Here is a 25,078-nt window from a genome sequence, read left to right as displayed (position 1 = left end):
GCGGGCCCGTTGCCGGCGGGCAACGGGCGGGGTCGTCACTCGTAGGTTTCGGCTTCCGGGTCGGTCGATTCCAGCTCGTAGCTGGCCGCGAGCAAGGCCACGCGGGCGATCACGCCGTACATGTAGAAGCGGTTGGGGGCGCTCGCGCCGGGCTTCTGCCCGGGCTGCGGAAGGCGCGTGCTTTCGGCGAAGGCGAGCGGCACATAGCCCGCGCCCGGCCCGCTGAGGTTCTCGTCCACGCCGCGCTCGGCATGCACGCGGTAGAAGCCGCCCACCACATAGCGGTCCATCATGTAGACCACCGGCTCGGCCACGGCTTCGTGCATGCGTTCGTTGGTCAGCACGCCTTCCTGGATGATGGTCTCGCGCCCCTGCAGCGCGCCGGCAACGCCGGGCTTGCCGCGGGCCTTGCGTTCGAGCTGGGCAAGGTCCCGCACGTCGCGCACCGTGAGGATGCCCCGGCCATGGCTGCCGTTGTCGGCCTTGACCACCACGAAGGGCTTCTCGTTGATGCCGTATTCCTTGTATTTCTTGCGGATGCGCGTGAGCAGCCCATCGACCTGCGTGGTGAGGCACTCCAGGCCCTGGGGCTGGTCGAGGTCGAGCTCGCCGCAGCGGCTGTACATGGGATTGATCAGCCAGGGGTCGATGCCCAGCATCTTGCCGAAGCGCTTGGCCACTTCCTCGTAGCTCTGGAAGTGCCGGCTCTTGCGCCGCACGGTCCAGCCGGCATGCAGCGGCGGCAGCAGGTACTGCTCGTGCAGGTCCTCCAGGATGCCCGGCGCGCCCGCGGACAGGTCGTTGTTCAGGAGGATGGTGCAGGGGTCGAAATCCTTCAGGCCCAGCCGGTACTTGCTTCGCACCACCGGCTCCAGGCAGAGGGTGTCGCCGCCGGGAATGTCGATGCGCGTGGACTCCTTCACGTCGGGGTCGATGGAGCCGACCCGCACGTTCAGCCCCGCCATGTGGAAGATGCGCTGCAGCTGCGCGATGTTGCTCAGGTAGAAGGTGTTTCGGGTGTCGTTCTCAGGAATGATCAGCAGGTTCTTGGCTTCCGGGCAGATCTTCTCGATGGCCGCCATGGCCGCCTGCACCGCCAGCGGCAGCATTTCCTGCGTGAGGTGGTTCCAGCCGCCGGGAAAGAGGTTGGTGTCCACCGGCGAGAGCTTGAAGCCGGCGTTGCGGATGTCCACCGAGCAGTAGAACGGCGGCGTGTGCTCCATCCACTCGAGGCGGAACCAGCGTTCGATGGCCGGCATCGATTCGAGGACCCGCTGTTCGAGTTCGTTGATCGGGCCACTGAGGGCGGTGATGAGGTGGGGGACCATGCTGGGTAGGGGCTGGAGACTGGAGGCTAGGCCGACAGCCAGGGGCGGCTTGTTGCCAATCAGCGTCTTTCCACTTAGGACACCTGCGCGAGCGGCAGGTTCATCAGGAGGTTCTGCGGCTTCAGGCGCAGCTTCTGCGACTCGTCCATGGCCATGGCCAGGTAGATGGGGCGGCCGGCGATCTCGGGCCGCAGGGCGGTGGGCTCGTCCAGGTGCAGGCTGAAGAGGCACAGCATGCGGCGCATCTGCGCTTCGTCCACGTCCTGGCCCTGGTAGAGCGCATTGAGCACGGCGCTGGCCTGGGCGTCCAGGCCCACGTGCCAGACCCACTGCGTCTCGTCGATCTCGCGCTCGACCTGCACCCGGGCCGACAGGCCCAGCAGGTGCGCGAGCCAGCGCTCCATGACGCGGCACAGGGCCTCCAGGCCGGGCTGGCCGTGGTGCAGGGGCAGGACCAGGTCGTGCGCCTCGCTGCGCGCCCAGTAGTCGTCCGCCACGTCCGGATTGAGCACGTCCAGGTCCGTGGTGCGCAGCGGCGCCCCGCCCTGGCGCAGCAGCTCGCCCAAAGTGCCGAAACCGCCGGCGACGGCCAGCCGCTCGACGGTCTCGTTGTCCGCCGCCATCACCTGCCCGTCCTCCTGCACCGCGATCTTCTGCACCCTGAACAGCATCTCGGCCGCGCGCGCCTCGAAGGGCGTGGCGGAGTCGCCCAGGGCTTGGCGCAGCAGGATCTGCGTGAGCTGGTGCACCAGCAGGGGCGGCACGTCCACCTGCCCGCGGAAGATCTGCAGGTAGCTCGCCTCCAGCGTGGGCCGGGCCAGCAGGCGCTCGCGAAAGCGCAGCCAGACGGCGACGTTGGCGCGCGCGTCCTCGTCTTCGACCGCGGCCAGCTCGCGCTCGGACACGGCCGCGCGCGGCTGCGCGACGAGCCGCGCATGCAGCGCCCGCTCGCCGGGGCCGGATTGCGGCACCGGCGCCAGCTCGGGCCGCTCCAGCAGGAAGCGCAGGAACTCGTCACCCACGCGCAGGCGCCCTTCGCCATCCTGCTCCAGCAGGTGCCAGCCGCAGCCGGGCCAGTAGCCGGCCATCAGCCGCGCACCTCGCCCTGGCCCAGCACGATCCACTTGAGCGAGGTGAGGCCTTCGATGCCCACGGGGCCACGGGCGTGGAACTTGTCGGTGCTGATGCCGATCTCGGCGCCCAGCCCGTACTCGAAGCCGTCGGCGAAGCGGGTGCTGGCGTTGACCATCACGCTGGCCGAATCGACCTCGCGCAGGAAGCGCTGCGCGTGCACGTGGTCCCGCGTGAGGATGGCATCCGTGTGGTGGCTGCCGTAGTGGTTGATGTGCGCGATGGCCTCGTCCAGGCCACCCACCACCTTGATGCTGATGACGAGCGCGAGGTATTCCTCGTACCAGTCCTGCTCGGTGGCGGCCACCACCCTGGCGCCCTGCACGTTTCGCAGCAGCGCCGCGGCCTCGGCGTCGCAGCGCATCTCCACGCCCTTGGCGGCGAAGACCTCGCCGATGCGCGGCAGGAAGTCCGCCGCGACACCGCGCGCCACCAGCAGGCTTTCGCTGGCGTTGCAGGGGCTGACCTTCTGGGTCTTGGCGTTGTCCACCACGCGCAGGGCCATGTCCAGGTCGCAGGGATCGTCCACGTAGCTGTGGCAGTTGCCGTCCAGGTGCTTGATGACCGGCACCTTGGCCTCGCGGCTGATGCGCTCGATCAGGCTCTTGCCGCCGCGTGGGATGACCACGTCCACGTACTGCGGCATGGCGATGAGCTGGCCCACGGCCTCGCGGTCGGTGGTCTGCACCAGCTGCACCGCCTCGGGCGGCAGGCCGCTGTCCTGCAGGGCCTGCTGCACCAGGCGGGCCAGCGCCTTGTTGGAGTCGATGGCCTCGGAGCCGCCGCGCAGGATGCAGGCGTTGCCGCTCTTGATCGACAGGCTCGCCGCCTCGATGGTGACGTTGGGCCGGCTCTCGTAGATCATGCCGAAGACCCCGATCGGCACGCGCATGCGGCCCACGCGGATGCCGCTGGGCTGCTGCTGCATGCCGACGATGTCGCCGATGATGTCCGGCATGGCCGCCAGCTGCTCGCAGCCCTCGGCCACGGTGGCGATGACCTTGGCGCCCAGGCGCAGGCGGTCGACCATGGGCGCGGCCAGGCCCGCGGCCTCGGCGCGCGCGAGGTCACGGGTGTTGTCCACGTCCAGCGCCTGCACGCTCTCGCGCAGGAGCGCAGCCAGGCGCCTCAAGGCCTGGTTGCGCGCGGCGGTGGACGACTTGGCCATCACGGCCGCGGCCTGCCGGGCCTGCAGGCCCATGGCGTGCAGCGTCTCGGCGATGTTGGGGGCGTTCATGGCGCGATTCTGGCACGCGGCCCGGCGCCGGCCGGCGGCACGCAGGCCAGGCACAGCTGCATGGCCAGGCGGTGCAGGGCCTGCCAGCCGTCGGTCGGCCAGCCGGGCGCCTTGAGGCCCTTGACGATGCCGTCCACCACGTGCGCGGAATGCAGCAGCGACTCCAGCGCGAGCGGCGACAGGCGCGGCAGCACGCGCTCGAAGAGCCGCTCCTTCAGGCCCCACACACGCTGCTCGCGCAGGGCCACCGGCATGGGCCGGCCCTCGCCGAGCGCATCCTTGACGCGCTTGAGCGCGCGGATGTCCTCGGCCAGCGTGTAGTGCACCAGCACCTGCGCCTCGCCCTCGGCCTGCAACCCGTCGAGCATGCGCTGCACGCGTTGCGCCTGGCCGCCCAGCACGGCCTCGGAGAGCTTGAAGACGTCGTAGCGCGCGACGTTGAGCACGGCCGCCTCCACCTGCTCGAAATCCAGCTCGCCGGGCGGATGCAGCAGGCCCAGTTTCTGGATCTCCTGGTGCGCGGCCAGCAGGTTGCCCTCGACGCGGTCGGCAAAGAACTGCAGCGTGCGCTGGCCCGCCTCGCCGGAAGCGACGCGCTGGCCCTGCGCGGCCAGGCGCTGGGCGATCCACTGCGGCAGCGCGGCGCGCTCGACGGGGTCGATCTGCACCGTCACGCCGAAGGATTCGAGGGCACCGAACCAGCCGCCGCTGCGCGTGGCGCGGTCCAGTCGGGGCAGCAGCACCAGCGTGAGCACGCTGTCGTTGCCCTGGGCCTGCTGCGCGATGGCTTGCAGGGCCTGGCCGCCGTCCTTGCCGGGCTTGCCGCTGGGGACGCGGATTTCCACGATCTGGCGCTCTGCGAAGAGGCTCAGCGAGCCCCCGGCGGCCAGCACGCCGCTCCAGTCGAAGTGCGCGCCGGCGATGGTGTGCACGCTGCGCTCGCTGTAGCCCCGCTCGCGCGCGGCGGCGCGGATGGCATCGGCCGCCTCCTGCACCAGCAGGGGCTCGTCGCCATGCACGGTGTAGAGCGACTGCAGCTGTCGCCCGAGGTGCTTGTCCAGCTGCGCTGCAGCGATCTGCATCAGACCACCTTCACCGCCGCCAGGCGGCGCAGCAGCTGCTGGACCAGGTCGGTCTGCATGTCGCGGTACAGGAGGTTCTCCTCGGCTTCCTTGGCGAGCACGGCGGATTCGTTGAAGCTGATGTCGCGCTGCTGGCCCAGCTCGGTGGGCGCGATGAGCTGGCGGCCCTGCGGCGTGCGCAGCGCGAAGACGATGCGGCTTCGCAGCTGGAACTCGCGCACCTGCCCGCTGGCGCTCTGGGCCACCACCACTTTCTGGCGCAGCTCCGAAGACAGCTCCAGGACCACATCGGCCTGCTCGCGGGCCTGGGCGCCGGTCAGCACCCGCACGCTGGGGATGGAGGCCAGGTTGCGGCGCAGTTCGCTGCCCAGCGGCGAGCTGTCCGGAATCGCGAGGAAGATGCTGTCGAAGGCGAAGTCGGGCGCCTGGCGCAGCTGGAAGCCGCAGCCGGCCAGGAGCGCGGCGGCTGCGAGGGGCAGCACGGCACGGCGGCGCATCACAGCACCACGTTCACGAGCCGGCTCGGCACGATGATGATCTTGCGCGGCTTCGCCCCAGCGGCGAATTTCTCGAAGGCCTCGCTCGCCAGCGCCGCACGCTCGATGTCCTCGCGCGTGGCATGCGTGGAGACCGAGACGCTGCCGCGGTGCTTGCCGTTGATCTGCAGCACCAGCTCGATCTCGTCCTGCACCAGCGCCGCCTCGTCCAGGCGCGGCCAGGGTGCATCGACCAGCTCGCCCTGCACGCCGGCATAGCCCAGCGCCTGCCACAGCGCATGCGCGATGTGCGGCGTGACCGGATAGAGCACGCGCAGCAGGATGCCGAAGCCCTCGGCCAGCGCGGCCCGCGCGCCCGGCTCGTCCAGGGCCTTGAAGTCCTCCAGCGCATTGAGCATCTTCATGGCGCCGGAGACCACGGTGTTGTACTGCATGCGCACGTAGTCGTAGTCCACCTGGCGCAGCACCGTGTGGATCTCGTGGCGCAGGGCCTTGACCGTGCGGCCGAAGCCGGCGGCCTGGGCCACCTCGGACGCCTGGCCCCCGACCTCGGACCCGCCGCCCAGCCGGTGGCCGAACTGCCAGACGCGGCGCAGGAACCGGTAGCTGCCTTCGAGGGCGGCGTCGTTCCACTCCAGCGTGGCCTCGGGCGGCGCGGTGAACATGGTGTACAGGCGCGCGGTGTCGGCGCCGTACTTCTCGATCAGCGCCTGCGGGTCCACGCCGTTGTTCTTGGACTTGGACATGGTGGTCCAGCCCTCGTAGTCCACCGGCTGGCCGTCGGCCTTGGACGTGGCCGAGACGACCTTGTTGTGCTCGTCGCGCACGATGTCCAGCTCGTGCTGCCAGAAGTACTGCTTGCCCGTGGTGGTGCGCGAGAAGGCCTCGTTGAGCACCATGCCCTGGGTCAGCAGGCGGGTGAAGGGCTCGTCGATCTTCACCAGCCCCAGGTCGCGCATGACCTTGGTCCAGAAGCGCGCATAGAGCAGGTGCAGGATGGCGTGCTCGATGCCGCCGATGTACTGGTCCATGGGCATCCAGTAATCCGCGCCCTCGGCCACCATGGCCTGGTCGTTGTGCGGGTCGCAGTAGCGCATGAAGTACCAGGCGCTGTCCACGAAGGTGTCCATGGTGTCGGTCTCGCGCCGGGCCTCCTTGCCGCACACGGGACAGGTGCAGCGCAGGAAGTCCTCGCGCTTGTTCAGCGGGTTGCCGGTTCCGTCGGGCACGCAGTCCTGCGGCAGCACCACCGGCAGGTCCGCCTCGGGCACCGGCACGGCGCCGTGCTCCTCGCAGTGGATGATCGGAATGGGCGTTCCCCAGTAGCGCTGGCGGCTGATGCCCCAGTCGCGCAGGCGCCAGGTGGTCTTCTTCTCGCCCAGGCCCTTGCGCTCCAGCGCGTGCGCCACGGCCTCGACGGCGTCCTTGTAGTGGAAGCCGCTGAAGTCGAAGGAGTTGCAGGTCAGGCCCCGCTCCTTGTCGGCGTACCAGTCCTGCCAGCGGTGGTAGTCGTAGGTCTCGCCGTCCACCTGCACCACCTGGACGATGGGAAGGCCGTACTTGAGGGCGAAGGCGAAGTCGCGCTCGTCGTGGCCCGGCACGCCCATGACGGCGCCGTCGCCATAGCCCATGAGCACGTAGTTGCCGACCCACACGTCCACCGGCTCCTGGGTGATCGGATGGATCACCGTGAGCCCGGTGCGCATGCCTTCCTTGTCGCGCAGGGCCAGCTCCGCCTCGGTGGTGCCGCCCTTCTTGCAGGACTCGATGAACTCCGCCAGCGCGGGGTTGCCTTGCGCGGCGTGCGTGGCCAGCGGATGCTCGGGCGCCACGGCACAGAAGGTCACGCCCATGATGGTGTCGGCGCGCGTGGTAAAGACGTACAGGCGCCCGTCGCCGATCAGCTTGCCGTCCGCGTCGCGGATGTCGTGCGGGAAGGCAAAGCGCAGGCCTTCGCTCTTGCCGATCCAGTTCTCCTGCATCAGCTTGACCCGCTCGGGCCAGCCGGGCAGCTTGTGCTGCACGTGCTCGAGCAGTTCCTCGGCGTAGTCGGTGATCTTGAGGTAGTAGCCCGGGATCTCGCGCTTTTCCACCACGGCGCCGGTGCGCCAGCCCTTGCCGTCGATCACCTGTTCGTTGGCCAGCACGGTCTGGTCCACCGGGTCCCAGTTGACGACCTGCGTCTTGCGGTAGGCGATGCCCTTTTCGAGCATCTTGAGGAACAGCCACTGGTTCCACTTGTAGTAGCTGGGATCGCAGGTGGCGACTTCGCGCGACCAGTCGATCGCCAGGCCCATCGCCTGCATCTGCTTCTTCATGTAGGCGATGTTGTCGTAGGTCCACTTCGCCGGCGGCACGCCGTTCTTCAGCGCGGCGTTCTCGGCCGGCAGCCCGAAGGCGTCCCAGCCCATGGGCATGAGCACGTTGTAGCCGTTCATGCGCAGGTAGCGCGTGAGCATGTCGTTGATGGTGTAGTTGCGCACATGCCCCATGTGCAGCTTGCCGCTGGGATAGGGCAGCATCGAACAGGCGTAGAACTTCTTGCGCGCGGCATCCTGGGCGACGCGGTAGGCATCGCGGGCGGTCCAGTGCGACTGCGCGGAACGCTCGACGTCCAGGTGGTGGTACTTGTCTTGCATGGTGGCGCAAATTGTAGGGGTGGCCTCCCCTGCAGCACGAGCTCGAAGCTAGCGCGCCGCCGGCTCCGCGACGAAGCCGATGCGGTTGAGGCCGGCCTTCTGCGCGGCGCCCATGATCTCCACCACGCGGCCGTAGGGCACGCTGCGGTCGGCGCGCAGCTGCACTTCCGTGTCCGGGTTACGGCGCGCGGCGGCGGCCAGCTGCTCGGCCAGGCCGGCCGCGTCCGCCGGCTGGCCTTCCACGAAGAGCTGGCCTTGCGCATCCAGCGTGATGCCGATGGCGGCCGCCGCCTCGGCGGGCTGCGCCGCTTCCGTGGCGGGCAAATCCAGCCGGATGGAGCTGGCCAGCAGCGGCGCGGTGAGGATGAAGATCACCACCAGCACCAGCATCACGTCCACCAGTGGCGTGACGTTGATGTCGCTGAAAGGCCGCGCGCCCGGCGTGCGCTCCAGGCGGCCGAAGCTCACGCCGCCGCTCCGGCCAGCAGGTCCCGCAGGTCGCGGGCGAAGCCTTCGAGGTCGGCCTCGATGCGGGCGATGACGCGGCCGAAGATGTTGTAGCCCAGCACGGCGGGGATGGCGACCGCCAGTCCGGCGGCCGTCATGATGAGCGCCTCGCCCACCGGGCCGGCGACCTTGTCAATGCTGATCTGGCCCGCCGCGGCGATGCCGGTAAGAGCCAGGTAGATGCCCCAGACCGTGCCCAGCAGCCCGACGAAGGGCGCGGTCGACCCCACGGTGGCCAGCAGCACCTGCCCGAACTGCAGCCGGTGCAGCACGCCGTGCAGCGCATCGCGCAGCACCCGGGTGAGCTGGACCGCGGGCGCGCCGGAGGCGCCCAGCGGCCCCGGCGCCGGGTGCTGCGTCGCCTCCACCAGGGGCAGCACCAGGGCGTTGCGGTCGAAGGCCGGCAGGGCCTGGCGCGCGTCGTCGATGGAGGCGGACTGCCAGAACAGCGCCGTGCCGCGGGCCACGTCCGCCACGGCGCGGCGCAGCAGCCAGGCCTTCCAGAAAATCACCACCCAGCTGGCCACGGACATCAGCAGCAGGAGCACGGCCAGGGCCTGCGTGACGGCGTCACCCTGGCGGGCCAGCTCCCACAGCGTCACTTAGCGCAGCCCCAGCACGTCGAACATGTCGAACAGGCCGCTGCGCCGGCCGGCCAGGAAGCGCACTGCGCGCAGGCTGCCCTGGGCGTAGGTGGCGCGGCTGGCGGACTTGTGCGTGATCTCGATGCGCTCGCCGGTGCCCGCGAACAGCACCGTGTGGTCGCCCACGATGTCGCCGCCGCGGATGGTGGAAAAGCCGATGGTGGACGGATCGCGCTCGCCGGTCACGCCCTCGCGCGCATAGACCGCGCACTGCTTGAGGTCGCGGCCCAGCGCCTGGGCGATCACCTCGCCCATCTTGAGCGCCGTGCCCGAAGGCGCATCGACCTTGTGGCGGTGGTGCGCCTCGATGATCTCGATGTCGTAGCCGGTGTCCAGGGCCTGAGCGGCCATCTCCAGCAGCTTGAGCGTGACGTTGACGCCCACGCTCATGTTGGGCGCCATGACGATCGCGATGTCACGCGCCGCGTCGCGGATCTGGTCCTTCTGCGCGTCCGAGAAGCCGGTGGTGCCGATGACCAGGTTCACGCCCAGTTCGCGGCAGGCGCGCAGGTGCGCGAGCGTGCCCTCGGGCCGCGTGAAGTCGATCAGGACCTGCGCCTGCGCGAGCCCGGCACGCGGGTCGGCCGTGACGGCCACGCCGCTGGCATGGCCGAGGAAGGCACTGGCGTCGTTGCCGATGGCGGGGCTGCTGGCCTGGTCCAGGGCGCCGGCGAGCCGGCAGTCGCCGCTGTCGCGGACCGCTTCGACCAGCATCTGGCCCATGCGGCCGGAGACGCCGGCGATGGCGACGCGGTGGTGCGCGCCGGGCTTGGAGTCGGGCGCCATGCTCATCGCACCTGCGGCTCGAGCGGCGGATAGCTGGCCGAGGCCGGCGGCGGGGCGGGCGCCTCCTCGGCGCGCGGCGCCGGCTTGCCGAAGCGCTGCAGCTGCGCCTCGGTGGCCTGGAGCACCGGCACCGGGCCGCTGGCACGGCGGGTGTCGATCTGTTCGACGAACTCGGCCTCGCTGGGCAGGCGCTCACCTTCGAAGCGCTCCAGCGCGTTGTCCTTGAAGAACACGGTGAGGTGGTGGGCCTGCGAGGGGACGCCCGGGCGCTTCAGGGTGAAGACGTAGTCCCAGCGGTCGGCGTGGAACAGGCTGGTGACCAGCGGCGTGCCCAGCACCTCGCGCACCTGCTGGCGGCTCATGCCGGGCTTGAGCAGCTCGGCCTGCTCGCGCGAGACGAAGTTGCCCTGCACCACCGGCGGCTTGTAGGGAGCGAGGTTCGAGGCAAAGCGCTTGGTGGCGTCGTTGAGCGAGCCGCAGCCGGCGACCGCGGCACTGGCCGCCAGCACCAGGACGAGCCGGCTAAGGCGTGGGTGGAGGGCAGGCATCGGACGAGGGTGGCTTTATGATCCGGGCGATTGTAGCGAGCGCCCTCCTGCGGGCTCCGGCACGACGCGACCCCATGGCGAACATCGACGAACTCAAAAGCACCGGCCTGAAGGCGACGCTTCCGCGGCTGAAGATCCTGGACGTGTTCCAGAAGGGATCGCAACGGCACATGACCGCGGAAGACGTCTTCCGCGTGCTGCTGCAGGAGCGCTCGGACATCGGCCTGGCCACCGTCTATCGGGTGCTCACGCAGTTCGAGCAGGCCGGCATCCTCTCGCGCAGCCATTTCGAGAGCGGCAAGGCCGTCTATGAACTCAACGAAGGCCAGCACCACGACCACCTGGTGTGCCTGGACTGCGGCCGCGTGGAGGAGTTCTATGACCCGGAGATCGAGAAGCGCCAGCACGAGGTGGCGCAGCTCAAGGGCTTCGAGATCGCCGACCACGCCCTGAGCCTGTATGCGCACTGCACCAAGCCGCAGTGCCCGCACCGGCCGCAGCGGACGACCCGCTGACCGGGTCGCGGCTCGCCTAGGAATCCTTTTCCATCGCGCGCCGGTGGCGCTCGACGAACTCCTGGTAGGTGTCCACGCCGCGCAGCTGCAGGATGGTGTTGCGCACGGCCGCTTCCACCAGCACGGCGATGTTGCGTCCGGCGACCACCTGGATCACGGCCTTGCGGATCGGCACGCCCAGCACGTCCTGCGTGAGCGGCTCGTAGGGCAGGCGCTCGTACTCGCGCTCCAGCGTCTCCCGCCGCACCAGGTGGACGATGAGCTTCAGGCGCATCTTCCGGCGCACCGCGGTCTCGCCGAAGATCGCGCGGATGTCCAGCAGGCCGATGCCGCGCACCTCCAGCAGGTTCTGCAACAGCTCGGGACAGCGCCCCTCGATCGTGGTCTGGTTGATGCGGTACAGGTCCACCGCGTCGTCGGCCACGAGGCCGTTGCCGCGCGAGATCAGCTCCAGGCCCAGCTCGCTCTTGCCCAGGCCCGACTCGCCCGTGATCAGCACGCCCAGGCCCAGGATGTCCATGAAGACGCCGTGCATGGAGGTGCGCTCGGCGAAGTGCTTGGACAGGTAGGCGCGCAGCACGTCGATGACGAAGGCCGAGGATTCGGCCGTGGCGAACATCGGGATTTGCGCCCGCTCGCACATCGCGACCAGCGCGTCGGGCGCGACCTGGCTGTCGGCCAGCACCAGAACGGGCGGCTCCAGCGTCACGATGCGAGAAATTCGGCGGGCGCAGTCTTCCTGCGTGGCGTTGGTGAGGTAGGCGATCTCGCGCTCGCCCAGGATCTGCACCCGGTAGGGATGGATGTAGTTCAGGTAACCGACCAGGTCGGCGCCCGAGCGCGCGGCCCGCACGGCGACCTCGTCGAAGCGCCGCTCGGAAGCACCGAGGCCGGCCACCCACTCCCACTTCAGCTGCCCGCGATGGTCCTCGAAGAGGACGTCGGCGCTGACGACGGTGGGTTTCACGCCGACTGCGCCGACTGCCAGTTCGCGATCAACGCATGCAGTTCATCGGCGCTCTGGCTCGACTTGATGCGCTCGCGCAAGGGTGCGTCGCTCAGCAGCTCGGCAATTTCGGAGAGGATTTCCAGGTGCTTCTGCGTGGCCGCCTCGGGCACCAGCAGGAAGATGAGCAGGCCGACCGGTTGCTCGTCCGGCGCATCGAAGCCGATGGGCTGGGCCAGCTGGAACAAGGCCGCCATGGGCGCCTTCAGGCCCTTGATGCGCCCGTGCGGAATGGCCACGCCATGCCCGAGCCCAGTGGAGCCCAGGCGTTCACGGGCGAACAGGCTGTCGGTGACGAGCGCGCGCGAGAGACCGTGCAGGTTCTCGAACAACAGCCCGGCTTCCTCGAAGGCCCGCTTCTTGCTGGTGGCGTCGACGCTCACGAGCACTTGAGCGACAGGCAGGATGGACGCGAGGCGGTTCATGGTTGGGAGGTGGATTATGCACCCCGCCACAGGCCCGGCGGAAAGAGGAGTTCAGCCTGGGCCCATCGGGCAGGCGACGTCGGCCGGGGCCCTGGCGCCGCCGCAGGCGCTGCCTGCGCAGCGCCGGTGATCACGCGGTCGCGAGGCGCTTGACGGCTTCGTGGTGGTGATCCTGCAGGCGCGACTTGTAGCGGCCGACCAGTCGGTCGAGCTTGTCGGCCAGCTGGTCGAGAGCGGCGTAGAGATCCTCGTGTGCGCTTTCGGCGAAAAGATCGTTCCCCTTGACATGGATGAGGCATTCGGCGCGCTGGCGGCGGTCCTTCTCGGTTTCGTTCTCGATGATCAGGCGGACCCGGATGTCTTCGATCTGGTCGAAGTGCCGCGTGATCCGCTCCAGCTTGGCCGTCACGTAGTTGCGAAGGGCTTGCGTGACTTCCAGGTGGTGGCCGCTGATCGTCAAGTTCATAGCATCTCCTGTGGTTGGGGGGCCGAGGGATGGCGGGCCGTCCGGTGCGGGCGCCGCCGCGAGGGATCCGTGACGGCCCACTATGCGCAAAGGCGCCACGAAGATCAATCCGATTTCGTGGGTCGGCGTAGGGATTACCAGGGGCTATTGACGCAGCGCAAAGGCTTGAAGAGCATGACAAGGGCCGGGTGCCTCGCTACGGCAGCGAGGCACCCGGCCCGGAGAATGCGACCCGCAGAGTGGATCAGTTCCAGCGTGGTCCGCGGGCGTGGCGCTCCCAGGCGGCAGGCTGGCGCGCAGCCGGCTGGCTCGCGCGTGGATGCAGCACGGCACCAGGGCGCTCCAGGTTGCCGTGCTCGACGCGGTCCACCCGGGGCTTGTCGCGCGGCACGTCGATGGGGCGCTTGGGCGCCTTCAGGGCTTCGAGGGACATGGAAACTCCGGAAATTCGATATTGATCAGCTGCCGCCTTCGCTGCGCCGCGCCTGTGCGCGCGCCACCGGACGGGGCTCGAGGGGCTTGCTGAGGAAGGGCCAGGCATGTCCAGGTCGCGTGCGCACGGCGTCCTTGCCCTGTGCCGGGGCACTCGGGCGCCAGCCGGAGCCTGCGGCTTTCGGATCGGACGCGTGGTGGATCATGGACAGCTCCTTCTACAGTTGAGGGGACTTTAGGAAGCCCGCCTCATCCGGTATGTCGGACGGCTCGGCTGGGGAATGTAGGACCGGTCCTGCCCCCGCCGCCTGTGCCGGCCGGCCGCCGGTGTCCGGCACCGGCCGGAGGATTGCTGCCATGCCTGCCTCCATCCGCGAGAACCGCCACCACCGCGCCAGCGCACCGCACAGCCCGCGCGTGCTGCTCCTGGTCGACTACATCAACCCGCTCGACTTCCCTGGCGCCGAGGAGCTCGCCCCCCGCGCGCTGCAGGCCGCCCGGGCCGTGGCCGCGCTCAAGGAGGCCCTCGCGGAGCAAGGGGTCGCGACGGTCTATGCCAACGACAACTACGGCGCCTGGCAGTCCGACTTCCGCTTCCTCGTCGAGGACTGCCAGCGGCGCGACGGTGCCGCCGGCGACATCGCCCGCCTGCTGGCCCCCCGGCCCGCCGACCTGACGGTGCTCAAGCCCCGGCACTCAGCCTTCTACGGCTCGCCGCTGGAGCTGCTGCTGGCCGAGATGGACGCCACGGAACTGGTGATCTGCGGGCTGGCGACGGACATGTGCGTACAGATGACGGCGGCCGACGCCTTTCTGCGCGAGTTCCGCTGCTGGATTCCCGAGGACTGCAGCGCGGCGGAGAGCACTGAAGCCCACCTGGCCAGCATGCGCTACATGGCCAGCGTGCTGAAGTGCGATACGCGCGCCTCCATGCAGACACCTCTTTCTTAATCCTTAGGTCTGCTCTACCATGGCCGCAGCTTCCGCGGCCATGACGCTCGACACCCTCATCCAGACCGCCCTGCTGCGCCCCGCCCCGGACACGCGGGCGCTGGTCTTGATGGGCGGCGGGGCGCGCACGGCCTACCAGGCCGGCGTGCTGCGGGCCTTGGCGCGGTGCATGGGCGGTGACACATTCCCCTTCGACATCCTGCTGGGCACCTCGGCCGGCGCGCTGAACGCCACCTACCTGGCCACGCAGGCGGCCGACGGGGCCGCGGCCTTCGAGCGGCTCGCCGGCTTCTGGTCCGAGCTTCGCAGCAGCGCGGTGTACGAGCTGCACCTGCCGTCCTGGACGCGGCCCTCGCGCCTGGCCACGGCGCTGCACCTGTGGCGCCAGGGTCGGCGCCAGGGGGCCATCCTGGACACCACGCCCCTGGCCCGGACCCTGGAGGCCCAGCTGTCGATGGGCGGACTGGAACGAGCGCTGCGCAGCCGCGCGATCGAGGCGCTGGCCGTCACCGCCTCCAGCTACTCCACCGGCGTGCACTGGACCTTCTGCCATACCGCGCGCGACGGCGGGCGCCGCCCCTGGAACTCGCCGGGGCGCCGGGGCGAGTTCCAGGCCATCACCGCGCAGCACCTCCTCGCCTCGGCCGCCATTCCCTTCCTCTTTCCCTCGGTGCCCATCGAAGTCGATGGCCGCACCGAGCATTTCGGCGACGGCTCCATGCGCCAGATCTCGCCCCTCTCGCCCGCGCTGCGCCTGGGGGCGGGCAAGCTGCTGGTGATCGGCGTCGGCCAGCCGGAGCCGCTGCTGCCGAACGGGCCGTCCGCCCGCCCCCCGGGATTCGGCACCATCGCGGGCCACGCACTGGGCAGCGTGTTCCACGATGCCGTGCGGGCCGACGTGGAGCAGGCCCGCCGGGTGACACGGGCCCTGTCGCAACTGCCGCCCCGGCTCGCGGCGGCCGTGCCTTACCGGCCGGTGGAGGTGCTGTCCATCCAGCCCTCGCGCTCGCTCGACGCGCTGGCCCTGGAGCACCTGGCGGACATGCCCGCGCCGCTGCGGTCGGCCCTGCGCGCCGTGGGCGCCCTGGGCCCCGGCGCGCCCCTGGCCAGCTACCTGATGTTCGAGCCGCCCTTCGTGCGCGCATTGATCGCTCTGGGCGAGCGCGACGCCGCGGCGCAGGGCGCGCAACTGCGCGCCTTCTTCGAACCGGCCAGGACCGTTGCGCGGGCATAATCCACGCGCCTTTCAGCGTCGGCAGGCACCGCCCGCCGCGCCGACCCGAAGTCACCGTCACGGACGAGAGCCCATGCTCAATATCTTCACGCTCGTGAACGGGCGGCTGTTCCAGGAGGAGATCGAGTCCCTCGAGGAGCTCTCGAAGTTCCAGCCGATCTGGGTGGACCTCGAATCACCGTCGGTGGAGGAGAAGCGCTGGGTGAGCCAGTACTTCGGCCTGTCCATCCCGCAGGACGCGACCGACGAGGACATCGAGGAATCGGCCCGCTTCTACGAGGAAGACAACGGCGACCTGCACATCCGCAGCGACTTCCTCATCGCCGGCGACGACGAATTCCGCACCGTGCGCGTCGCCTTCATCATGAACCTGGTCAACGACAGCCTGCGCAGCAAGGGCGTGCTGTTCTCCATCCATGACGAGGACGTGCCGGTGTTCCGGCTGCTGCGCATGCGCGCGCGCCGCGCACCTGGGCTGATCGAGGACGCCAAGGAAGTGCTCCTGAGCCTGTTCGACACCGACGCGGAACACTCGGCCGACATCCTCGAGGGCATCTACGACGAGCTGGAGCTGGTGAGCAAGCAGGTGCTGGCCGGCGACGTGACCGACCAGCGCGCCGGCGAGGTCCTGGGCCGCATCGCGCGCCAGGAGGACCTGAACGGCCGCATCCGCCGCAACATGATGGACACGCGCCGCGCGGTGAGCTTCATGATGCGAAGCCGCATGCTCTCGGCCGGCCAGTTCGACGACGCGCGCCAGATCCTGCGCGACATCGAGTCCCTGGACAGCCACACGGCCTTCCTGTTCGACAAGATCAACTTCCTGATGGACGCCATCGTCGGCTTCATCAACATCAACCAGAACAAGATCATCAAGATCTTCTCGGTCGCCAGCGTCGCCCTGCTGCCGCCGACGCTGATCGCGAGCATCTACGGCATGAACTTCCGCTTCATGCCCGAGCTGGACTGGGCCGCCGGCTACCCCTTCGCCCTGGGCCTGATGGTCGCCAGCGCCGTGGGCCCCATGTGGTACTTCAGGAAACGCGGCTGGCTCAAATAGGTCCGCCCGGCCAGGCCGCCAGCAGCGCCTCGACGATCGCCGCCGTGTGCCGGCTGGCCACCTGGTCGATGAAGCTCACGAAGTCGCCATGGGCCTCATCGTCCGCGCGGTCGGAGATGGTGCGCACGGCCGCATAGGCGATGCCGTAGTCGTGGCAGACCTGCGCGACGGCCGCGCCTTCCATCTCCACCGCCAGGGCGTCGGGAAAGGCCAGTTGCAAGGCCATGGCCTCGGAGGCGCTGTCGATGAACTGGTCCCCGCTGAGGATCAGGCCCTCGTGCTGGCCAGCGCCCGGCAGGGCCCGCCGTGCGGCGCGCACCAGGCGCTCGGTGAGCGCGGCATCGGTGGGGAACATGGCCTGGCCGTAGAGCGGCACCTCGTAGCGAGGAAACAGCGGCGAGGCGTCCAGGTCGTGCTGCACGAAGCGGCGCGCCACCACGACGTCGCCCCGTCGTACCTGCGCGCCCAGCCCGCCCGCCACGCCGGTGAAGACGAGCTGCCGCACGCCGAAGTGTTCGGCCAGGACGGTGGCCGTGGTCGCCGCCGCCACCTTGCCGATGCGCGAGAGCACCGCCACCACCGGCTGGCCATGCAGGTGCCCGACCCAGAACTCGCGGCCCGCCACGCGTTCGCGGCGCTCGTCGGGCATGAGTGCGAGGACTGCGGACAGCTCCTCTTGCATGGCGGAAACGAGGGCGAGCATGGGCGTGGCGGGAGGCGCCGAAGAGGGTTCAGGCGTGGGCGGCGCGCAGCTCGCGGCGCAGCACCTTGCCCACGGGGGTCTTGGGCAACTCCATGCGGAACTCGACCACGCGCGGGCGCTTGTAGCCCGTGAGCCGGTCGCGGCACCACTCGCGCACCTGCGCTTCGGTCAGCGCCGGGTCCTTGGCCACCACGATGAGCTTCACGGCCTCGCCGGAGTGCTCGTCGGGCACGCCGACCACCGCGCATTCGAGCACGCCGGGCATGGCGCCCACCACGTCCTCGATCTCGTTGGGGTACACGTTGAAGCCCGAGACCACGATCATGTCCTTCTTGCGGTCCACGACGCGGAAGAAACCGCGCTCGTCCATGATGCCGATGTCGCCGGTGCGGAACCACCCTTCGGGTCCGAGGACCTTGGCCGTCTCTTCGGGCCGCTGCCAGTAGCCGGCCATCACCTGCGGACCCTTGATGCAGATCTCGCCGGGCTCGCCGGCCGGCACTTCCCGTCCCTCGTCGTCCATGCAGGCCATCCACGTGGACGGCAGCGGCACGCCGATGGTGCCGCTGAACTCCTTGCTGGTCACCGGGTTGCAGCTGGCCGAGGGCGAGGTCTCCGACAGGCCATAGCCTTCGCAGATGGGGCAGCCGGTCTTCTCCAGCCACAGGCGTGCCACGGCGCTCTGCACGGCCATGCCGCCGCCCACCGAGACCTTGAGGTTCGACCAGTCCACCTTGCCGAAATCCGGGTGGTGCGCCAGGCCGTTGAACAGCGTGCTCACGGCCGGGAAAGTGTGGAAGCGATGGCGCGACAGCTCGTCCAGCGTGGCCTTGAGGTCGCGCGCGTTGGGGATCAGGATGACCTTCGCGCCGGTGCGCAGCGACAGCATCATGCTGACCGTGAACGCGAAGATGTGATAGAGCGGCAAGGCGCAGACCGCGGTGCTCTGCTCGCCGGCGGGCACCGTGCCCATGGCCGGCGCGTTCCAGGCCTCGGACTGCAGCACGTTGGCGATCAGGTTGCGGTGCAGCAGCACCGCGCCCTTGGAGACGCCGGTGGTGCCGCCGGTGTACTGCAGCACCGCGATGTCGTCGGGGCGGATCTCCGGGCGCTTGAAGGGCGCGCGGCGCCCGCGCGCCAGCGCGTCGTTGAAGCGCACCGCCCCCGGCAGCGTGTAGGCGGGCACCAGCTTCTTGACCTTGCGCACCACGTAGTTGACCAGGGCTCCCTTGAGCGTGCCCAGCCGGTCGCCCATGGCGGCGAGCACCACGTGGCGCACCGGCGTCTTCGCGATGCACTGCTGCAGCGTGGCGGCGAAGTTCTCGATGATCACGATGGCCTTGGCGCCCGAATCCACCAGCTGGTGCTCCAGCTCGCGCGGCGTGTACAGCGGGTTCACGTTCACCACGATCAGCCCGGCCCGCAGCACCGCCGCCACCACCACCGGGTACTGCGGCACGTTGGGCATCATGATCGCCACCCGGTCCCCGCGCGCCAGCCCCAGCTGCTGCAGGTAGGCGGCAAAGGCCTGGCTCAGCTCGTCCGTCTCGGCAAAGCTCTGCTCCTTGCCCATGAAGCTGTAGGCCGGCCTGGCCCCATGCTCGCGAAAGCTCTGCTCCATCAGCTCGACCAGCGATCCGTAGCCACTCGGATCGATCTCGGCAGGAACGCCGGCGGGATAGGCCGCCAGCCAGGGGCGCTCGGTCATTGGAATGTCTCGTCCTCGTTCTGATTGATCTCACGTCCGCCCAGGCGGACGGGTGCGGATTGTGACCTCAGAACCCGGCCCCCTGTAGCCTGTTTTCCCTAAGAACGGAGCGAACCCAGCACGGCTCAGAGCGCTCCCCGACCGCCGAACCCGCACCAAAACAGATGCCTTTAGACCAGGGCCATCACGGAACCGCCAAACCCGCCCCGCCCGCAGAAGCCAAGTCCAGCGGCCATCGCGGAACGGCTTTGCCGGGCCGCTGATGGCGCCCCCTGAGGGGGAGGCGCCGAAGGCGCTTCGGGGGGGAGCGTTATTCAACTGCCTTGACCATGTCCTCCACCACCTTCTTCGCGTCGCCGAACACCATCATGGTCTTGTCCATGTAGAACAGCTCGTTGTCCAGGCCGGCATAGCCCGCGGCCATGGAACGCTTGTTCACGATCACGGTCTTGGCCTTGTAGGCCTCCAGGATGGGCATGCCGTAGATGGAGCTGCCCTTCTGCAGCGCGGCCGGGTTCACCACGTCGTTGGCGCCCAGCACGATGGCCACGTCCACCTGGCCGAACTCGCCGTTGATGTCCTCCATTTCGAACACCTGGTCGTAGGGCACCTCGGCCTCGGCCAGCAGCACGTTCATGTGGCCCGGCATGCGGCCGGCCACCGGGTGGATGGCGTACTTGACCGTGATGCCCTTGTGCGTGAGCTTCTCGGCCAGCTCCTTGACGGCGTGCTGCGCGCGCGCCACCGCCAGGCCGTAGCCCGGAACGATGACCACGGTTTCGGCGTTGCCCAGGATGAAGGCCGCGTCGTCGGCGCTGCCGCTCTTGACGCTGCGCTGCTCGGCCGAGCCCTGCGCCGCGGCGCCCGCATCCCCGCCGAAGCCGCCCAGGATCACGTTGAAGAACGAGCGGTTCATGGCCTTGCACATGATGTAGCTCAGGATCGCGCCCGAGCTGCCCACCAGCGAGCCGGCGATGATCAGCATGCTGTTGTTCAGGGAAAAGCCGATGCCTGCCGCCGCCCAGCCCGAGTACGAGTTGAGCATGGACACCACCACCGGCATGTCGGCCCCGCCGATGGGGATGATGATCAGCACGCCCAGCACGAAGGCCAGCACCAGCATCAGGTAGAAGGCCGGCCAGTTCTCCGTGGCCATGTAGAACAGGCCCAGCGCGATGGTCGCGAGGCCGATGGCCAGGTTCAGCAGGTGCTGGCCGCCGAACACCACCGGCGCGCCCTGGAACAGGCGGAACTTGTAGCGTCCCGAGAGCTTGCCGAAGGCAATGACCGAGCCGGAGAAGGTGATGGCGCCGATGGCCGCGCCCAGGAACAGCTCCAGGCGGTTCCCGGCGGGAATCTCGCCCGGGCGCAGCGCGATGCCGAAGGCCTGCGGCTCGGTGACCGCGGCGATGGCGATGAACACCGCCGCCAGGCCGATCATGCTGTGCATGAAAGCCACCAGCTCGGGCATCTTGGTCATCTCCACGCGCCGGGCCATGATGGCCCCGGCCGTGCCGCCTACCAGCAGGCCGAGCAGCACCCAAGCCATGCCCATGCCGGCGCCGGCGCCGGCGGAAAGCTCCACGATGAGCGCGCCCGTGGTGAGGATGGCGATGGCCATGCCGGCCATGCCGAACAGGTTGCCGCGGATGGAGGTGGTCGGGTGCGACAGGCCCTTGAGGGCCTGGATGAAGCACACCGAGGCCAGCAGGTACAGCAGGGTGACGACGTTCAGGCTCATTTGGCGTGGCCCTCCGGCTGCGCGGCGACCTTGCGCTCCTTCTTGCGGAACATCTCCAGCATGCGCCGGGTGACCAGGAAGCCACCGAAGACGTTCACGGCCGCCAGCGCCACGGCCAGCACGCCCATGGTCTTGGCCCAGCCGCCCTCGGTGAGCGCGGCGGCCAGCATGGCGCCGACGATGACGATGGCGGAGATCGCATTCGTCACGGCCATGAGCGGCGTGTGCAGCGCGGGGGTGACGTTCCACACCACGTGGTAGCCCACGTAGATGGCCAGCACGAAGATGATGAGGTTGACGACGGTGTGTGAGACTTCCATGGCTTTCACTTCCTCCGGACTTCGCCGTTGTGCGCCACCAGGCATGCGGCCACGATGTCGTCTTCCAGGTCCACCTTGAACGCGCCTTCCTTGGTGAGCACGAGCTTCAGGAAGTCGAGCACGTTGCGCGCGTAGAGCGCCGAGGCGTCGGCCGCCACCAGGGCCGGCAGGTTGGTCTCGCCCACCAGCGTCACGCCGTGGCGGGCCACCGTCTGGCCGGGGACGGTGAGCGGACAGTTGCCGCCCTGCGCGGCCGCCAGGTCCACGATGACGGAGCCGGGCTTCATGGACTGCACCATCTCCTCGGTGACCAGCACCGGCGCCGGGCGCCCCGGGATGAGCGCCGTGGTGATCACCACGTCGGCCAGCGCCACGCGCTTGGCCACTTCGTGCTTCTGCCGGTCCAGCCAGCTTGGCGGCATGGGCCGCGCATAGCCGCCCACGCCCTCGGCGGCTTCCTTCTCTTCGGCGGTTTCGTACGGCACGTCGATGAACTTCGCGCCCAGGGACTCGACCTGTTCCTTCACGCTGGGCCGCACGTCCGAGGCCTCGATCACGGCGCCCAGGCGCTTGGCCGTGGCGATGGCCTGCAGGCCCGCCACCCCCACGCCCAGGATGACCACGCGCGCGGCCTTCACCGTGCCCGCGGCCGTCATGAGCATGGGAAAGAAGCGCTGGTAGGTGTTGGCCGCGATCATCACGGCCTTGTAGCCGGCGATGTTGGCCTGCGAGGACAGCACGTCCATGCTCTGCGCCCGCGTGGTGCGCGGCGCGGCTTCGAGGGCGAAGGCGGTGAGGCCGGCGGCGGCCAGGCGCTGCAGGCGCGCGCTGTCGAAGGGGTTGAGCATGCCCACCAGGGCCGTGCCCGGTCGCAGCGCCGCGTATTCGGTCTCTTGAGGCGGGCGCACCTTCAGGACCAGCTCGCAGCCGAGGGCCTGCGCCTGGTCCACGATCTCGGCGCCGGTCGCGCGATACGCCTCGTCGGTCACGCTGGCCGCCAGGCCCGCGCCCGAGGCGACACGCAGTGAATGGCCCTGGGCGATCAGTTTCTTGGCCGTCTCCGGCGTGACGGCCACACGGGTCTCTCCCGCCGTGGTTTCGGCGGGTACGCCTATCAGCATGAGCTCTCCTCGAGGTCTTCCGTTGGGGATTCCGACACAAAGGCGACAGGAGCTTACATGATCGGCTGAGGGACATTCCACGGCTTGGCGCGGTGCCGAGCTTGTCATCCTGGCGCCTACACCGAGGCGAGGTCGTGTCCGACCTTGCTGAGCTGAGGCCAGACCGAAGACTGCCGGGATGGCACGAACCGCACACCTCACCCAAAGCCTTGGCGGCGCGCGCGCCAGCAACATCAGCTACCTCGGCGCGGCGCGTTGCCGCCGCAAGTTCGAGCTGTATTACCCCGAGGGCTTCTCCGACGAGGCCTACCTGATTGCGGAACGCTCGCACAAGGAGCGCGCCCACCTGGAGTGGGACGCCGAGCTGAACCCGCACACCTTCCGCAAGCTGCTGGCGCGCGGCGAGTACCGCCACATCGCCGATGCGGCGCTGCGGATCGAGTCGCGCACCAACCTGCTGTTCTCCTTCGAAAAAATGGCGCTGCGTGACGCGCTGCGCCCCGCCGCCGGTGCGCGCCTCTTCGCGCACGAGCTGCATGCCTTCCTGTACGGGCGTGGCTCGTCCCAGCGACGCTTCGAGGACTGGGTGCAGGCCGTCGCCGAGCTGCCCCGCACGCGCGGCCGCGTGCTGACCTGGCCGGTGGTGACCGCCTTCGGCTTCATCGCGCGGCCGGACCGGCACCTGTTCCTCAAGCCGCGCGTGACCTGCAAGGCCTCGCGCGCCTATGGATTCGACCTGCCTTACCAGAGCACGCCGTCCTGGCGCGTGTACGAGCGCCTGCTGACCTTCGGGGCCATCATCCGCCGCGACCTCGACCGACGCCCCGGGCTGCGGGCGCGGGACATGATCGACGTGCAGTCGTTCATGTGGGTGCAGGGGGCCATGGAATATGAATAACCCCCCGAAGCGCCTTCGGCGCCTCCCCCCTTAGGGGGGCGCCACCAGCGGCCCGGCAAAGCCGGTTCCGCGGTGGCCGCTGAGAAAGGGCTCCCCCCCGAAGCGGCCTGGCGGCCGCTCCCCCCTCAAGGGGGCGCCACCAGCGGCCCGGCGAAGCCGGTTCCGCGGTGGCCGCTGGTCCGGGGCATTGGCGCTCGGTCTTTTCTTTGGCTCGCGGCTAGCATCGCGGCATGCGATGGAAACCCAATGTCACGGTCGCGGCCGTCATCGAGGAGGGCGGGCGCTTTCTGCTCGTCGAGGAAGAGACGCCTGAAGGCTTGCGGCTGAACAATCCTGCCGGGCATCTGGATCCCGGGGAGTCTCCGGCCCACGGGTGCGCGCGGGAGGCGCTGGAGGAGACGGGGCATGCCTTCGAGCCGACGGCGCTGGTGGGGGTGTACCTGGCGCGGGTGGCGAAGGGTGAAGGCGGTGAGGACGTGACCTACCTGCGCTTCGCGTTCTGCGGGCGGCTGGGGGCGCACGATCCCGCCCGGACGCTGGACCACGGCATCGTGCGCACGCTGTGGATGGACATCGACGAACTGCGCGCCAGCGCCGCGCGGCACCGCAGCCCGCTGGTGCTGCGCTGTGCGGAGGACTACCTCGCGGGGGCGCGGCATCCGCTGTCCCTCGTCCATACGCATGCCTCGGTGACGGAGATCGGCGGCGCGCACTCGGGCGGCTGAGGCCGCTTGAGATAATCCGCCGATGGTTCGCAAGCAGCGCGTGGTGGTCGGCTTGAGCGGCGGGGTCGACTCCGCCGTCTCCGCGTGGCTGCTCAAGTCCCAGGGTCATGAGGTGGTGGGCATCTTCATGAAGAACTGGGAGGACGACGACGACAGCGAGTACTGCTCGTCCAACGAGGACTTCGTCGATGCGGCCAGCGTGGCCGACGTGATCGGCATCGAGATCGAGCACGTCAACTTCGCGGCCGAGTACAAGGACCGCGTCTTCGCCGAGTTCCTGCGCGAGTACCAGGCCGGGCGCACGCCCAACCCGGATGTGCTGTGCAACGCGGAGATCAAGTTCAAGGCCTTCCTGGACCACGCCATGCGGCTGGGGGCCGAGAAGATCGCCACCGGCCACTACGCGCGGGTGCGCGAAGCCGCGGGCGCCTTCCAGTTGCTCAAGGGGCTGGACCCGGGCAAGGACCAGAGTTATTTCCTGCACCGGCTGAACCAGGCACAGCTGTCGCGCACGCTCTTTCCCGTGGGCGAGCTGCACAAGAGCGAGGTGCGGCGCCGGGCCGAGGAGATCGGCCTGCCCAACGCACGCAAGAAGGACTCCACCGGGATCTGCTTCATCGGCGAGCGGCCTTTCCGGGACTTCCTCGGCCGCTACCTGAACAAGACGCCCGGCCCCATGAAGGACGAGCGCGGGCGCACCGTGGGCGAGCACCAGGGCCTGAGCTTCTACACCCTGGGCCAGCGCCAGGGCCTGGGCATCGGCGGCGTGAAGGAACGGGGCGCCGCCCGGGGGGGCGGCGAGCACGCGCCCTGGTTCGTCGCGCGCAAGGACGTGGAGCGCAACACCCTGTATGTGGTGCAGGGCCACGACCACCCGTGGCTGCTGTCACGCAGGCTGCACGCGCAGGACGCGAGCTGGATCGCGGGCGCGCCACCTGTGGAGGGCGCCTGCGCCGCGAAGACGCGGTATCGGCAGCAGGATGCGGCCTGCACCCTCGGCGGCGTCGAGGCCGAGCGCTTTGCACTCGACTTCGACGCGCCGCAATGGGCGGTCACGCCGGGGCAGTCGGCCGTGCTCTACGACGGCGAGGTGTGCCTGGGCGGCGGCGTGATCAGCGGGAGCGACTGAGGCGCCCTTGCAGGCCCATCGACAGGCGCTGACAAACAGCGAAATAACGGACCCCGTCGGGCCTCAACCGTTCGGGCTGAGCCTGTCGAAGCCCACCGCGCGAGACCCACCACGCAAGCCCTTCGACAAGCTCAGGGCGAACGGATGCGTTTTGATCGGGAGTGTCTTCCACCGGGACCTTGGTTGCGGTGAATGAATGCTCGGGGCGTACGGACGCGGCTGGCACCCGGGACGGGCCCGATCGC

The 25,078-nt window shown here is 69.4% G+C and carries 27 protein-coding genes; 7 read left to right on the top strand and 20 right to left on the bottom strand.

Going from position 1 to position 25,078, the window contains the following annotated elements:
- Positions 1-35 precede the first annotated feature (35 nt).
- The 10 genes from gshA to EZ242_RS16705 form a co-directional block, all read right to left on the bottom strand.
- Positions 36-1,328: a glutamate--cysteine ligase gene (gene gshA / locus EZ242_RS16750; protein ID WP_135286328.1), complete on the bottom strand. Its 1,293-nt coding sequence runs from the start codon at positions 1,326-1,328 to the stop codon at positions 36-38.
- Positions 1,329-1,402: 74 nt separating this feature from the next.
- On the bottom strand, positions 1,403-2,416 hold the full coding sequence (locus EZ242_RS16745) for a DUF6352 family protein (RefSeq protein WP_135286327.1): 1,014 nt from the start codon (positions 2,414-2,416) through the stop codon (positions 1,403-1,405).
- On the bottom strand, positions 2,416-3,696 hold the full coding sequence (locus EZ242_RS16740; protein ID WP_135286326.1) for a glutamate-5-semialdehyde dehydrogenase: 1,281 nt from the start codon (positions 3,694-3,696) through the stop codon (positions 2,416-2,418). The genes EZ242_RS16745 and EZ242_RS16740 overlap by 1 nt, the downstream gene beginning before the upstream one ends.
- The gene (holA, locus tag EZ242_RS16735; protein ID WP_135286325.1) at positions 3,693-4,778 is read right to left on the bottom strand and encodes a DNA polymerase III subunit delta; all 1,086 of its coding nucleotides are present in this window, start codon (positions 4,776-4,778) and stop codon (positions 3,693-3,695) included. Before holA ends, EZ242_RS16740 begins: the two co-directional genes overlap by 4 nt.
- Entirely contained in the window at positions 4,778-5,275 is a 498-nt protein-coding gene (locus EZ242_RS16730; RefSeq protein WP_135286324.1) for an LPS-assembly lipoprotein LptE, read from the bottom strand. Before EZ242_RS16730 ends, holA begins: the two co-directional genes overlap by 1 nt.
- Positions 5,275-7,914: a leucine--tRNA ligase gene (leuS, locus tag EZ242_RS16725; protein ID WP_135286323.1), complete on the bottom strand. Its 2,640-nt coding sequence runs from the start codon at positions 7,912-7,914 to the stop codon at positions 5,275-5,277. Before leuS ends, EZ242_RS16730 begins: the two co-directional genes overlap by 1 nt.
- 48 nt (positions 7,915-7,962) lie before the next feature.
- A complete protein-coding gene (locus tag EZ242_RS16720) occupies positions 7,963-8,382 on the bottom strand; it encodes an ExbD/TolR family protein (protein WP_135286322.1) in 420 nt (139 codons plus the stop codon).
- Positions 8,379-9,023, bottom strand: coding sequence for a MotA/TolQ/ExbB proton channel family protein (locus tag EZ242_RS16715; protein WP_240787128.1), 645 nt, complete (start codon positions 9,021-9,023; stop codon positions 8,379-8,381). Before EZ242_RS16715 ends, EZ242_RS16720 begins: the two co-directional genes overlap by 4 nt.
- Positions 9,024-9,851, bottom strand: a complete 828-nt coding sequence (gene dapB, locus EZ242_RS16710) for a 4-hydroxy-tetrahydrodipicolinate reductase (protein ID WP_420821258.1) — start codon at positions 9,849-9,851, stop codon at positions 9,024-9,026. It lies immediately after the preceding gene.
- Between the two features lie 2 nt (positions 9,852-9,853).
- Positions 9,854-10,399: an outer membrane protein assembly factor BamE gene (locus tag EZ242_RS16705; protein ID WP_135286320.1), complete on the bottom strand. Its 546-nt coding sequence runs from the start codon at positions 10,397-10,399 to the stop codon at positions 9,854-9,856.
- 74 nt (positions 10,400-10,473) lie between these two features.
- Between EZ242_RS16705 and fur the strand changes: the two genes are divergently transcribed.
- The gene (gene fur / locus EZ242_RS16700) at positions 10,474-10,914 is read left to right on the top strand and encodes a ferric iron uptake transcriptional regulator (RefSeq protein WP_135286319.1); all 441 of its coding nucleotides are present in this window, start codon (positions 10,474-10,476) and stop codon (positions 10,912-10,914) included.
- Positions 10,915-10,930: 16 nt separating this feature from the next.
- On the opposite strand, the gene hprK is transcribed toward fur, so the two are convergent.
- The 5 genes from hprK to EZ242_RS16675 all read right to left on the bottom strand — a co-directional run bounded on the left by hprK (position 10,931) and on the right by EZ242_RS16675 (position 13,449).
- On the bottom strand, positions 10,931-11,881 hold the full coding sequence (gene hprK, locus EZ242_RS16695; protein WP_135286318.1) for an HPr(Ser) kinase/phosphatase: 951 nt from the start codon (positions 11,879-11,881) through the stop codon (positions 10,931-10,933).
- Positions 11,878-12,345, bottom strand: coding sequence for a PTS sugar transporter subunit IIA (locus EZ242_RS16690; protein ID WP_135286317.1), 468 nt, complete (start codon positions 12,343-12,345; stop codon positions 11,878-11,880). Before EZ242_RS16690 ends, hprK begins: the two co-directional genes overlap by 4 nt.
- A 130-nt stretch (positions 12,346-12,475) precedes the next feature.
- Positions 12,476-12,811 carry a ribosome hibernation-promoting factor, HPF/YfiA family gene (hpf, locus tag EZ242_RS16685; protein ID WP_135286316.1) on the bottom strand — a complete coding sequence of 112 codons (336 nt, stop codon included), beginning with the start codon at positions 12,809-12,811 and terminating at the stop codon, positions 12,476-12,478.
- 244 nt (positions 12,812-13,055) lie between these two features.
- A complete protein-coding gene (locus EZ242_RS16680; protein ID WP_135286315.1) occupies positions 13,056-13,244 on the bottom strand; it encodes a hypothetical protein in 189 nt (62 codons plus the stop codon).
- A gap of 25 nt (positions 13,245-13,269) precedes the next feature.
- Positions 13,270-13,449, bottom strand: coding sequence for a hypothetical protein (locus tag EZ242_RS16675; protein ID WP_135286314.1), 180 nt, complete (start codon positions 13,447-13,449; stop codon positions 13,270-13,272).
- Positions 13,450-13,600: 151 nt separating this feature from the next.
- Here EZ242_RS16675 and EZ242_RS16670 point away from each other — a divergent pair, with 151 nt between their 5' ends.
- From EZ242_RS16670 to corA, 3 genes are all read left to right on the top strand, one after another.
- On the top strand, positions 13,601-14,194 hold the full coding sequence (locus EZ242_RS16670) for a cysteine hydrolase family protein (protein WP_135286313.1): 594 nt from the start codon (positions 13,601-13,603) through the stop codon (positions 14,192-14,194).
- A gap of 40 nt (positions 14,195-14,234) precedes the next feature.
- Positions 14,235-15,428: a patatin-like phospholipase family protein gene (locus tag EZ242_RS16665; protein ID WP_135286312.1), complete on the top strand. Its 1,194-nt coding sequence runs from the start codon at positions 14,235-14,237 to the stop codon at positions 15,426-15,428.
- A 73-nt stretch (positions 15,429-15,501) separates the two neighbouring features.
- Positions 15,502-16,488: a magnesium/cobalt transporter CorA gene (gene corA, locus EZ242_RS16660; RefSeq protein ID WP_135286311.1), complete on the top strand. Its 987-nt coding sequence runs from the start codon at positions 15,502-15,504 to the stop codon at positions 16,486-16,488.
- On the opposite strand, the gene EZ242_RS16655 is transcribed toward corA, so the two are convergent.
- The 5 genes from EZ242_RS16655 to EZ242_RS16635 all read right to left on the bottom strand — a co-directional run bounded on the left by EZ242_RS16655 (position 16,481) and on the right by EZ242_RS16635 (position 22,081).
- The gene (locus tag EZ242_RS16655) at positions 16,481-17,191 is read right to left on the bottom strand and encodes a 5'-methylthioadenosine/adenosylhomocysteine nucleosidase (RefSeq protein WP_135286310.1); all 711 of its coding nucleotides are present in this window, start codon (positions 17,189-17,191) and stop codon (positions 16,481-16,483) included. The two genes, corA and EZ242_RS16655, sit on opposite strands and share 8 nt — an antisense overlap.
- Positions 17,192-17,219: 28 nt before the next feature.
- Entirely contained in the window at positions 17,220-18,899 is a 1,680-nt protein-coding gene (locus tag EZ242_RS16650) for a long-chain-fatty-acid--CoA ligase (protein ID WP_135286309.1), read from the bottom strand.
- Positions 18,900-19,209: 310 nt separating this feature from the next.
- Entirely contained in the window at positions 19,210-20,640 is a 1,431-nt protein-coding gene (locus EZ242_RS16645; protein WP_135286308.1) for an NAD(P)(+) transhydrogenase (Re/Si-specific) subunit beta, read from the bottom strand.
- Positions 20,637-20,960 carry an NAD(P) transhydrogenase subunit alpha part 2 gene (locus EZ242_RS16640; RefSeq protein ID WP_135286307.1) on the bottom strand — a complete coding sequence of 108 codons (324 nt, stop codon included), beginning with the start codon at positions 20,958-20,960 and terminating at the stop codon, positions 20,637-20,639. The genes EZ242_RS16645 and EZ242_RS16640 overlap by 4 nt, the downstream gene beginning before the upstream one ends.
- A gap of 5 nt (positions 20,961-20,965) precedes the next feature.
- Positions 20,966-22,081 (bottom strand): Re/Si-specific NAD(P)(+) transhydrogenase subunit alpha, encoded by a 1,116-nt coding sequence (locus tag EZ242_RS16635; RefSeq protein ID WP_135286306.1) that lies wholly within the window; start codon positions 22,079-22,081, stop codon positions 20,966-20,968.
- Positions 22,082-22,259: 178 nt separating this feature from the next.
- Between EZ242_RS16635 and EZ242_RS16630 the strand changes: the two genes are divergently transcribed.
- The 3 genes from EZ242_RS16630 (at position 22,260) to mnmA (ending at position 24,833) form a co-directional block, all read left to right on the top strand.
- On the top strand, positions 22,260-22,979 hold the full coding sequence (locus tag EZ242_RS16630) for a hypothetical protein (RefSeq protein WP_135286305.1): 720 nt from the start codon (positions 22,260-22,262) through the stop codon (positions 22,977-22,979).
- A gap of 230 nt (positions 22,980-23,209) precedes the next feature.
- Positions 23,210-23,704, top strand: a complete 495-nt coding sequence (locus tag EZ242_RS16625; RefSeq protein WP_135286304.1) for an NUDIX hydrolase — start codon at positions 23,210-23,212, stop codon at positions 23,702-23,704.
- A 22-nt stretch (positions 23,705-23,726) separates the two neighbouring features.
- Positions 23,727-24,833 (top strand): tRNA 2-thiouridine(34) synthase MnmA, encoded by a 1,107-nt coding sequence (gene mnmA, locus EZ242_RS16620; RefSeq protein WP_135286303.1) that lies wholly within the window; start codon positions 23,727-23,729, stop codon positions 24,831-24,833.
- Positions 24,834-25,078: the final 245 nt, after the last annotated feature.

The sequence above is a fragment of the Ramlibacter rhizophilus genome, from assembly GCF_004681965.1.
Lineage (GTDB): Bacteria > Pseudomonadota > Gammaproteobacteria > Burkholderiales > Burkholderiaceae_C > Ramlibacter > Ramlibacter rhizophilus.
Note: the sequence above shows the minus strand (reverse complement) of the source record. Positions and strands in the feature narration are given on the sequence as shown.

Excerpts from the sequence above, each read along its gene's own strand:
- gshA (WP_135286328.1), bottom strand. The coding sequence starts at position 1,328 with ATGGTCCCCCACCTCATCACCGCCCTCAGTGGCCCGATCAACGAACTC.
- EZ242_RS16745 (WP_135286327.1), bottom strand. The coding sequence starts at position 2,416 with ATGGCCGGCTACTGGCCCGGCTGCGGCTGGCACCTGCTGGAGCAGGAT.
- EZ242_RS16740 (WP_135286326.1), bottom strand. The coding sequence starts at position 3,696 with ATGAACGCCCCCAACATCGCCGAGACGCTGCACGCCATGGGCCTGCAG.
- holA (WP_135286325.1), bottom strand. The coding sequence starts at position 4,778 with ATGCAGATCGCTGCAGCGCAGCTGGACAAGCACCTCGGGCGACAGCTG.
- EZ242_RS16730 (WP_135286324.1), bottom strand. The coding sequence starts at position 5,275 with ATGCGCCGCCGTGCCGTGCTGCCCCTCGCAGCCGCCGCGCTCCTGGCC.
- leuS (WP_135286323.1), bottom strand. The coding sequence starts at position 7,914 with ATGCAAGACAAGTACCACCACCTGGACGTCGAGCGTTCCGCGCAGTCG.
- dapB (WP_420821258.1), bottom strand. The coding sequence starts at position 9,851 with ATGGCGCCCGACTCCAAGCCCGGCGCGCACCACCGCGTCGCCATCGCC.
- EZ242_RS16705 (WP_135286320.1), bottom strand. The coding sequence starts at position 10,399 with ATGCCTGCCCTCCACCCACGCCTTAGCCGGCTCGTCCTGGTGCTGGCG.
- fur (WP_135286319.1), top strand. The coding sequence starts at position 10,474 with ATGGCGAACATCGACGAACTCAAAAGCACCGGCCTGAAGGCGACGCTT.
- EZ242_RS16690 (WP_135286317.1), bottom strand. The coding sequence starts at position 12,345 with ATGAACCGCCTCGCGTCCATCCTGCCTGTCGCTCAAGTGCTCGTGAGC.
- hpf (WP_135286316.1), bottom strand. The coding sequence starts at position 12,811 with ATGAACTTGACGATCAGCGGCCACCACCTGGAAGTCACGCAAGCCCTT.
- EZ242_RS16680 (WP_135286315.1), bottom strand. The coding sequence starts at position 13,244 with ATGTCCCTCGAAGCCCTGAAGGCGCCCAAGCGCCCCATCGACGTGCCG.
- EZ242_RS16675 (WP_135286314.1), bottom strand. The coding sequence starts at position 13,449 with ATGATCCACCACGCGTCCGATCCGAAAGCCGCAGGCTCCGGCTGGCGC.
- EZ242_RS16670 (WP_135286313.1), top strand. The coding sequence starts at position 13,601 with ATGCCTGCCTCCATCCGCGAGAACCGCCACCACCGCGCCAGCGCACCG.
- EZ242_RS16665 (WP_135286312.1), top strand. The coding sequence starts at position 14,235 with ATGACGCTCGACACCCTCATCCAGACCGCCCTGCTGCGCCCCGCCCCG.
- corA (WP_135286311.1), top strand. The coding sequence starts at position 15,502 with ATGCTCAATATCTTCACGCTCGTGAACGGGCGGCTGTTCCAGGAGGAG.
- EZ242_RS16655 (WP_135286310.1), bottom strand. The coding sequence starts at position 17,191 with ATGCTCGCCCTCGTTTCCGCCATGCAAGAGGAGCTGTCCGCAGTCCTC.
- EZ242_RS16650 (WP_135286309.1), bottom strand. The coding sequence starts at position 18,899 with ATGACCGAGCGCCCCTGGCTGGCGGCCTATCCCGCCGGCGTTCCTGCC.
- EZ242_RS16645 (WP_135286308.1), bottom strand. The coding sequence starts at position 20,640 with ATGAGCCTGAACGTCGTCACCCTGCTGTACCTGCTGGCCTCGGTGTGC.
- EZ242_RS16640 (WP_135286307.1), bottom strand. The coding sequence starts at position 20,960 with ATGGAAGTCTCACACACCGTCGTCAACCTCATCATCTTCGTGCTGGCC.
- EZ242_RS16635 (WP_135286306.1), bottom strand. The coding sequence starts at position 22,081 with ATGCTGATAGGCGTACCCGCCGAAACCACGGCGGGAGAGACCCGTGTG.
- EZ242_RS16630 (WP_135286305.1), top strand. The coding sequence starts at position 22,260 with ATGGCACGAACCGCACACCTCACCCAAAGCCTTGGCGGCGCGCGCGCC.
- EZ242_RS16625 (WP_135286304.1), top strand. The coding sequence starts at position 23,210 with ATGCGATGGAAACCCAATGTCACGGTCGCGGCCGTCATCGAGGAGGGC.
- mnmA (WP_135286303.1), top strand. The coding sequence starts at position 23,727 with ATGGTTCGCAAGCAGCGCGTGGTGGTCGGCTTGAGCGGCGGGGTCGAC.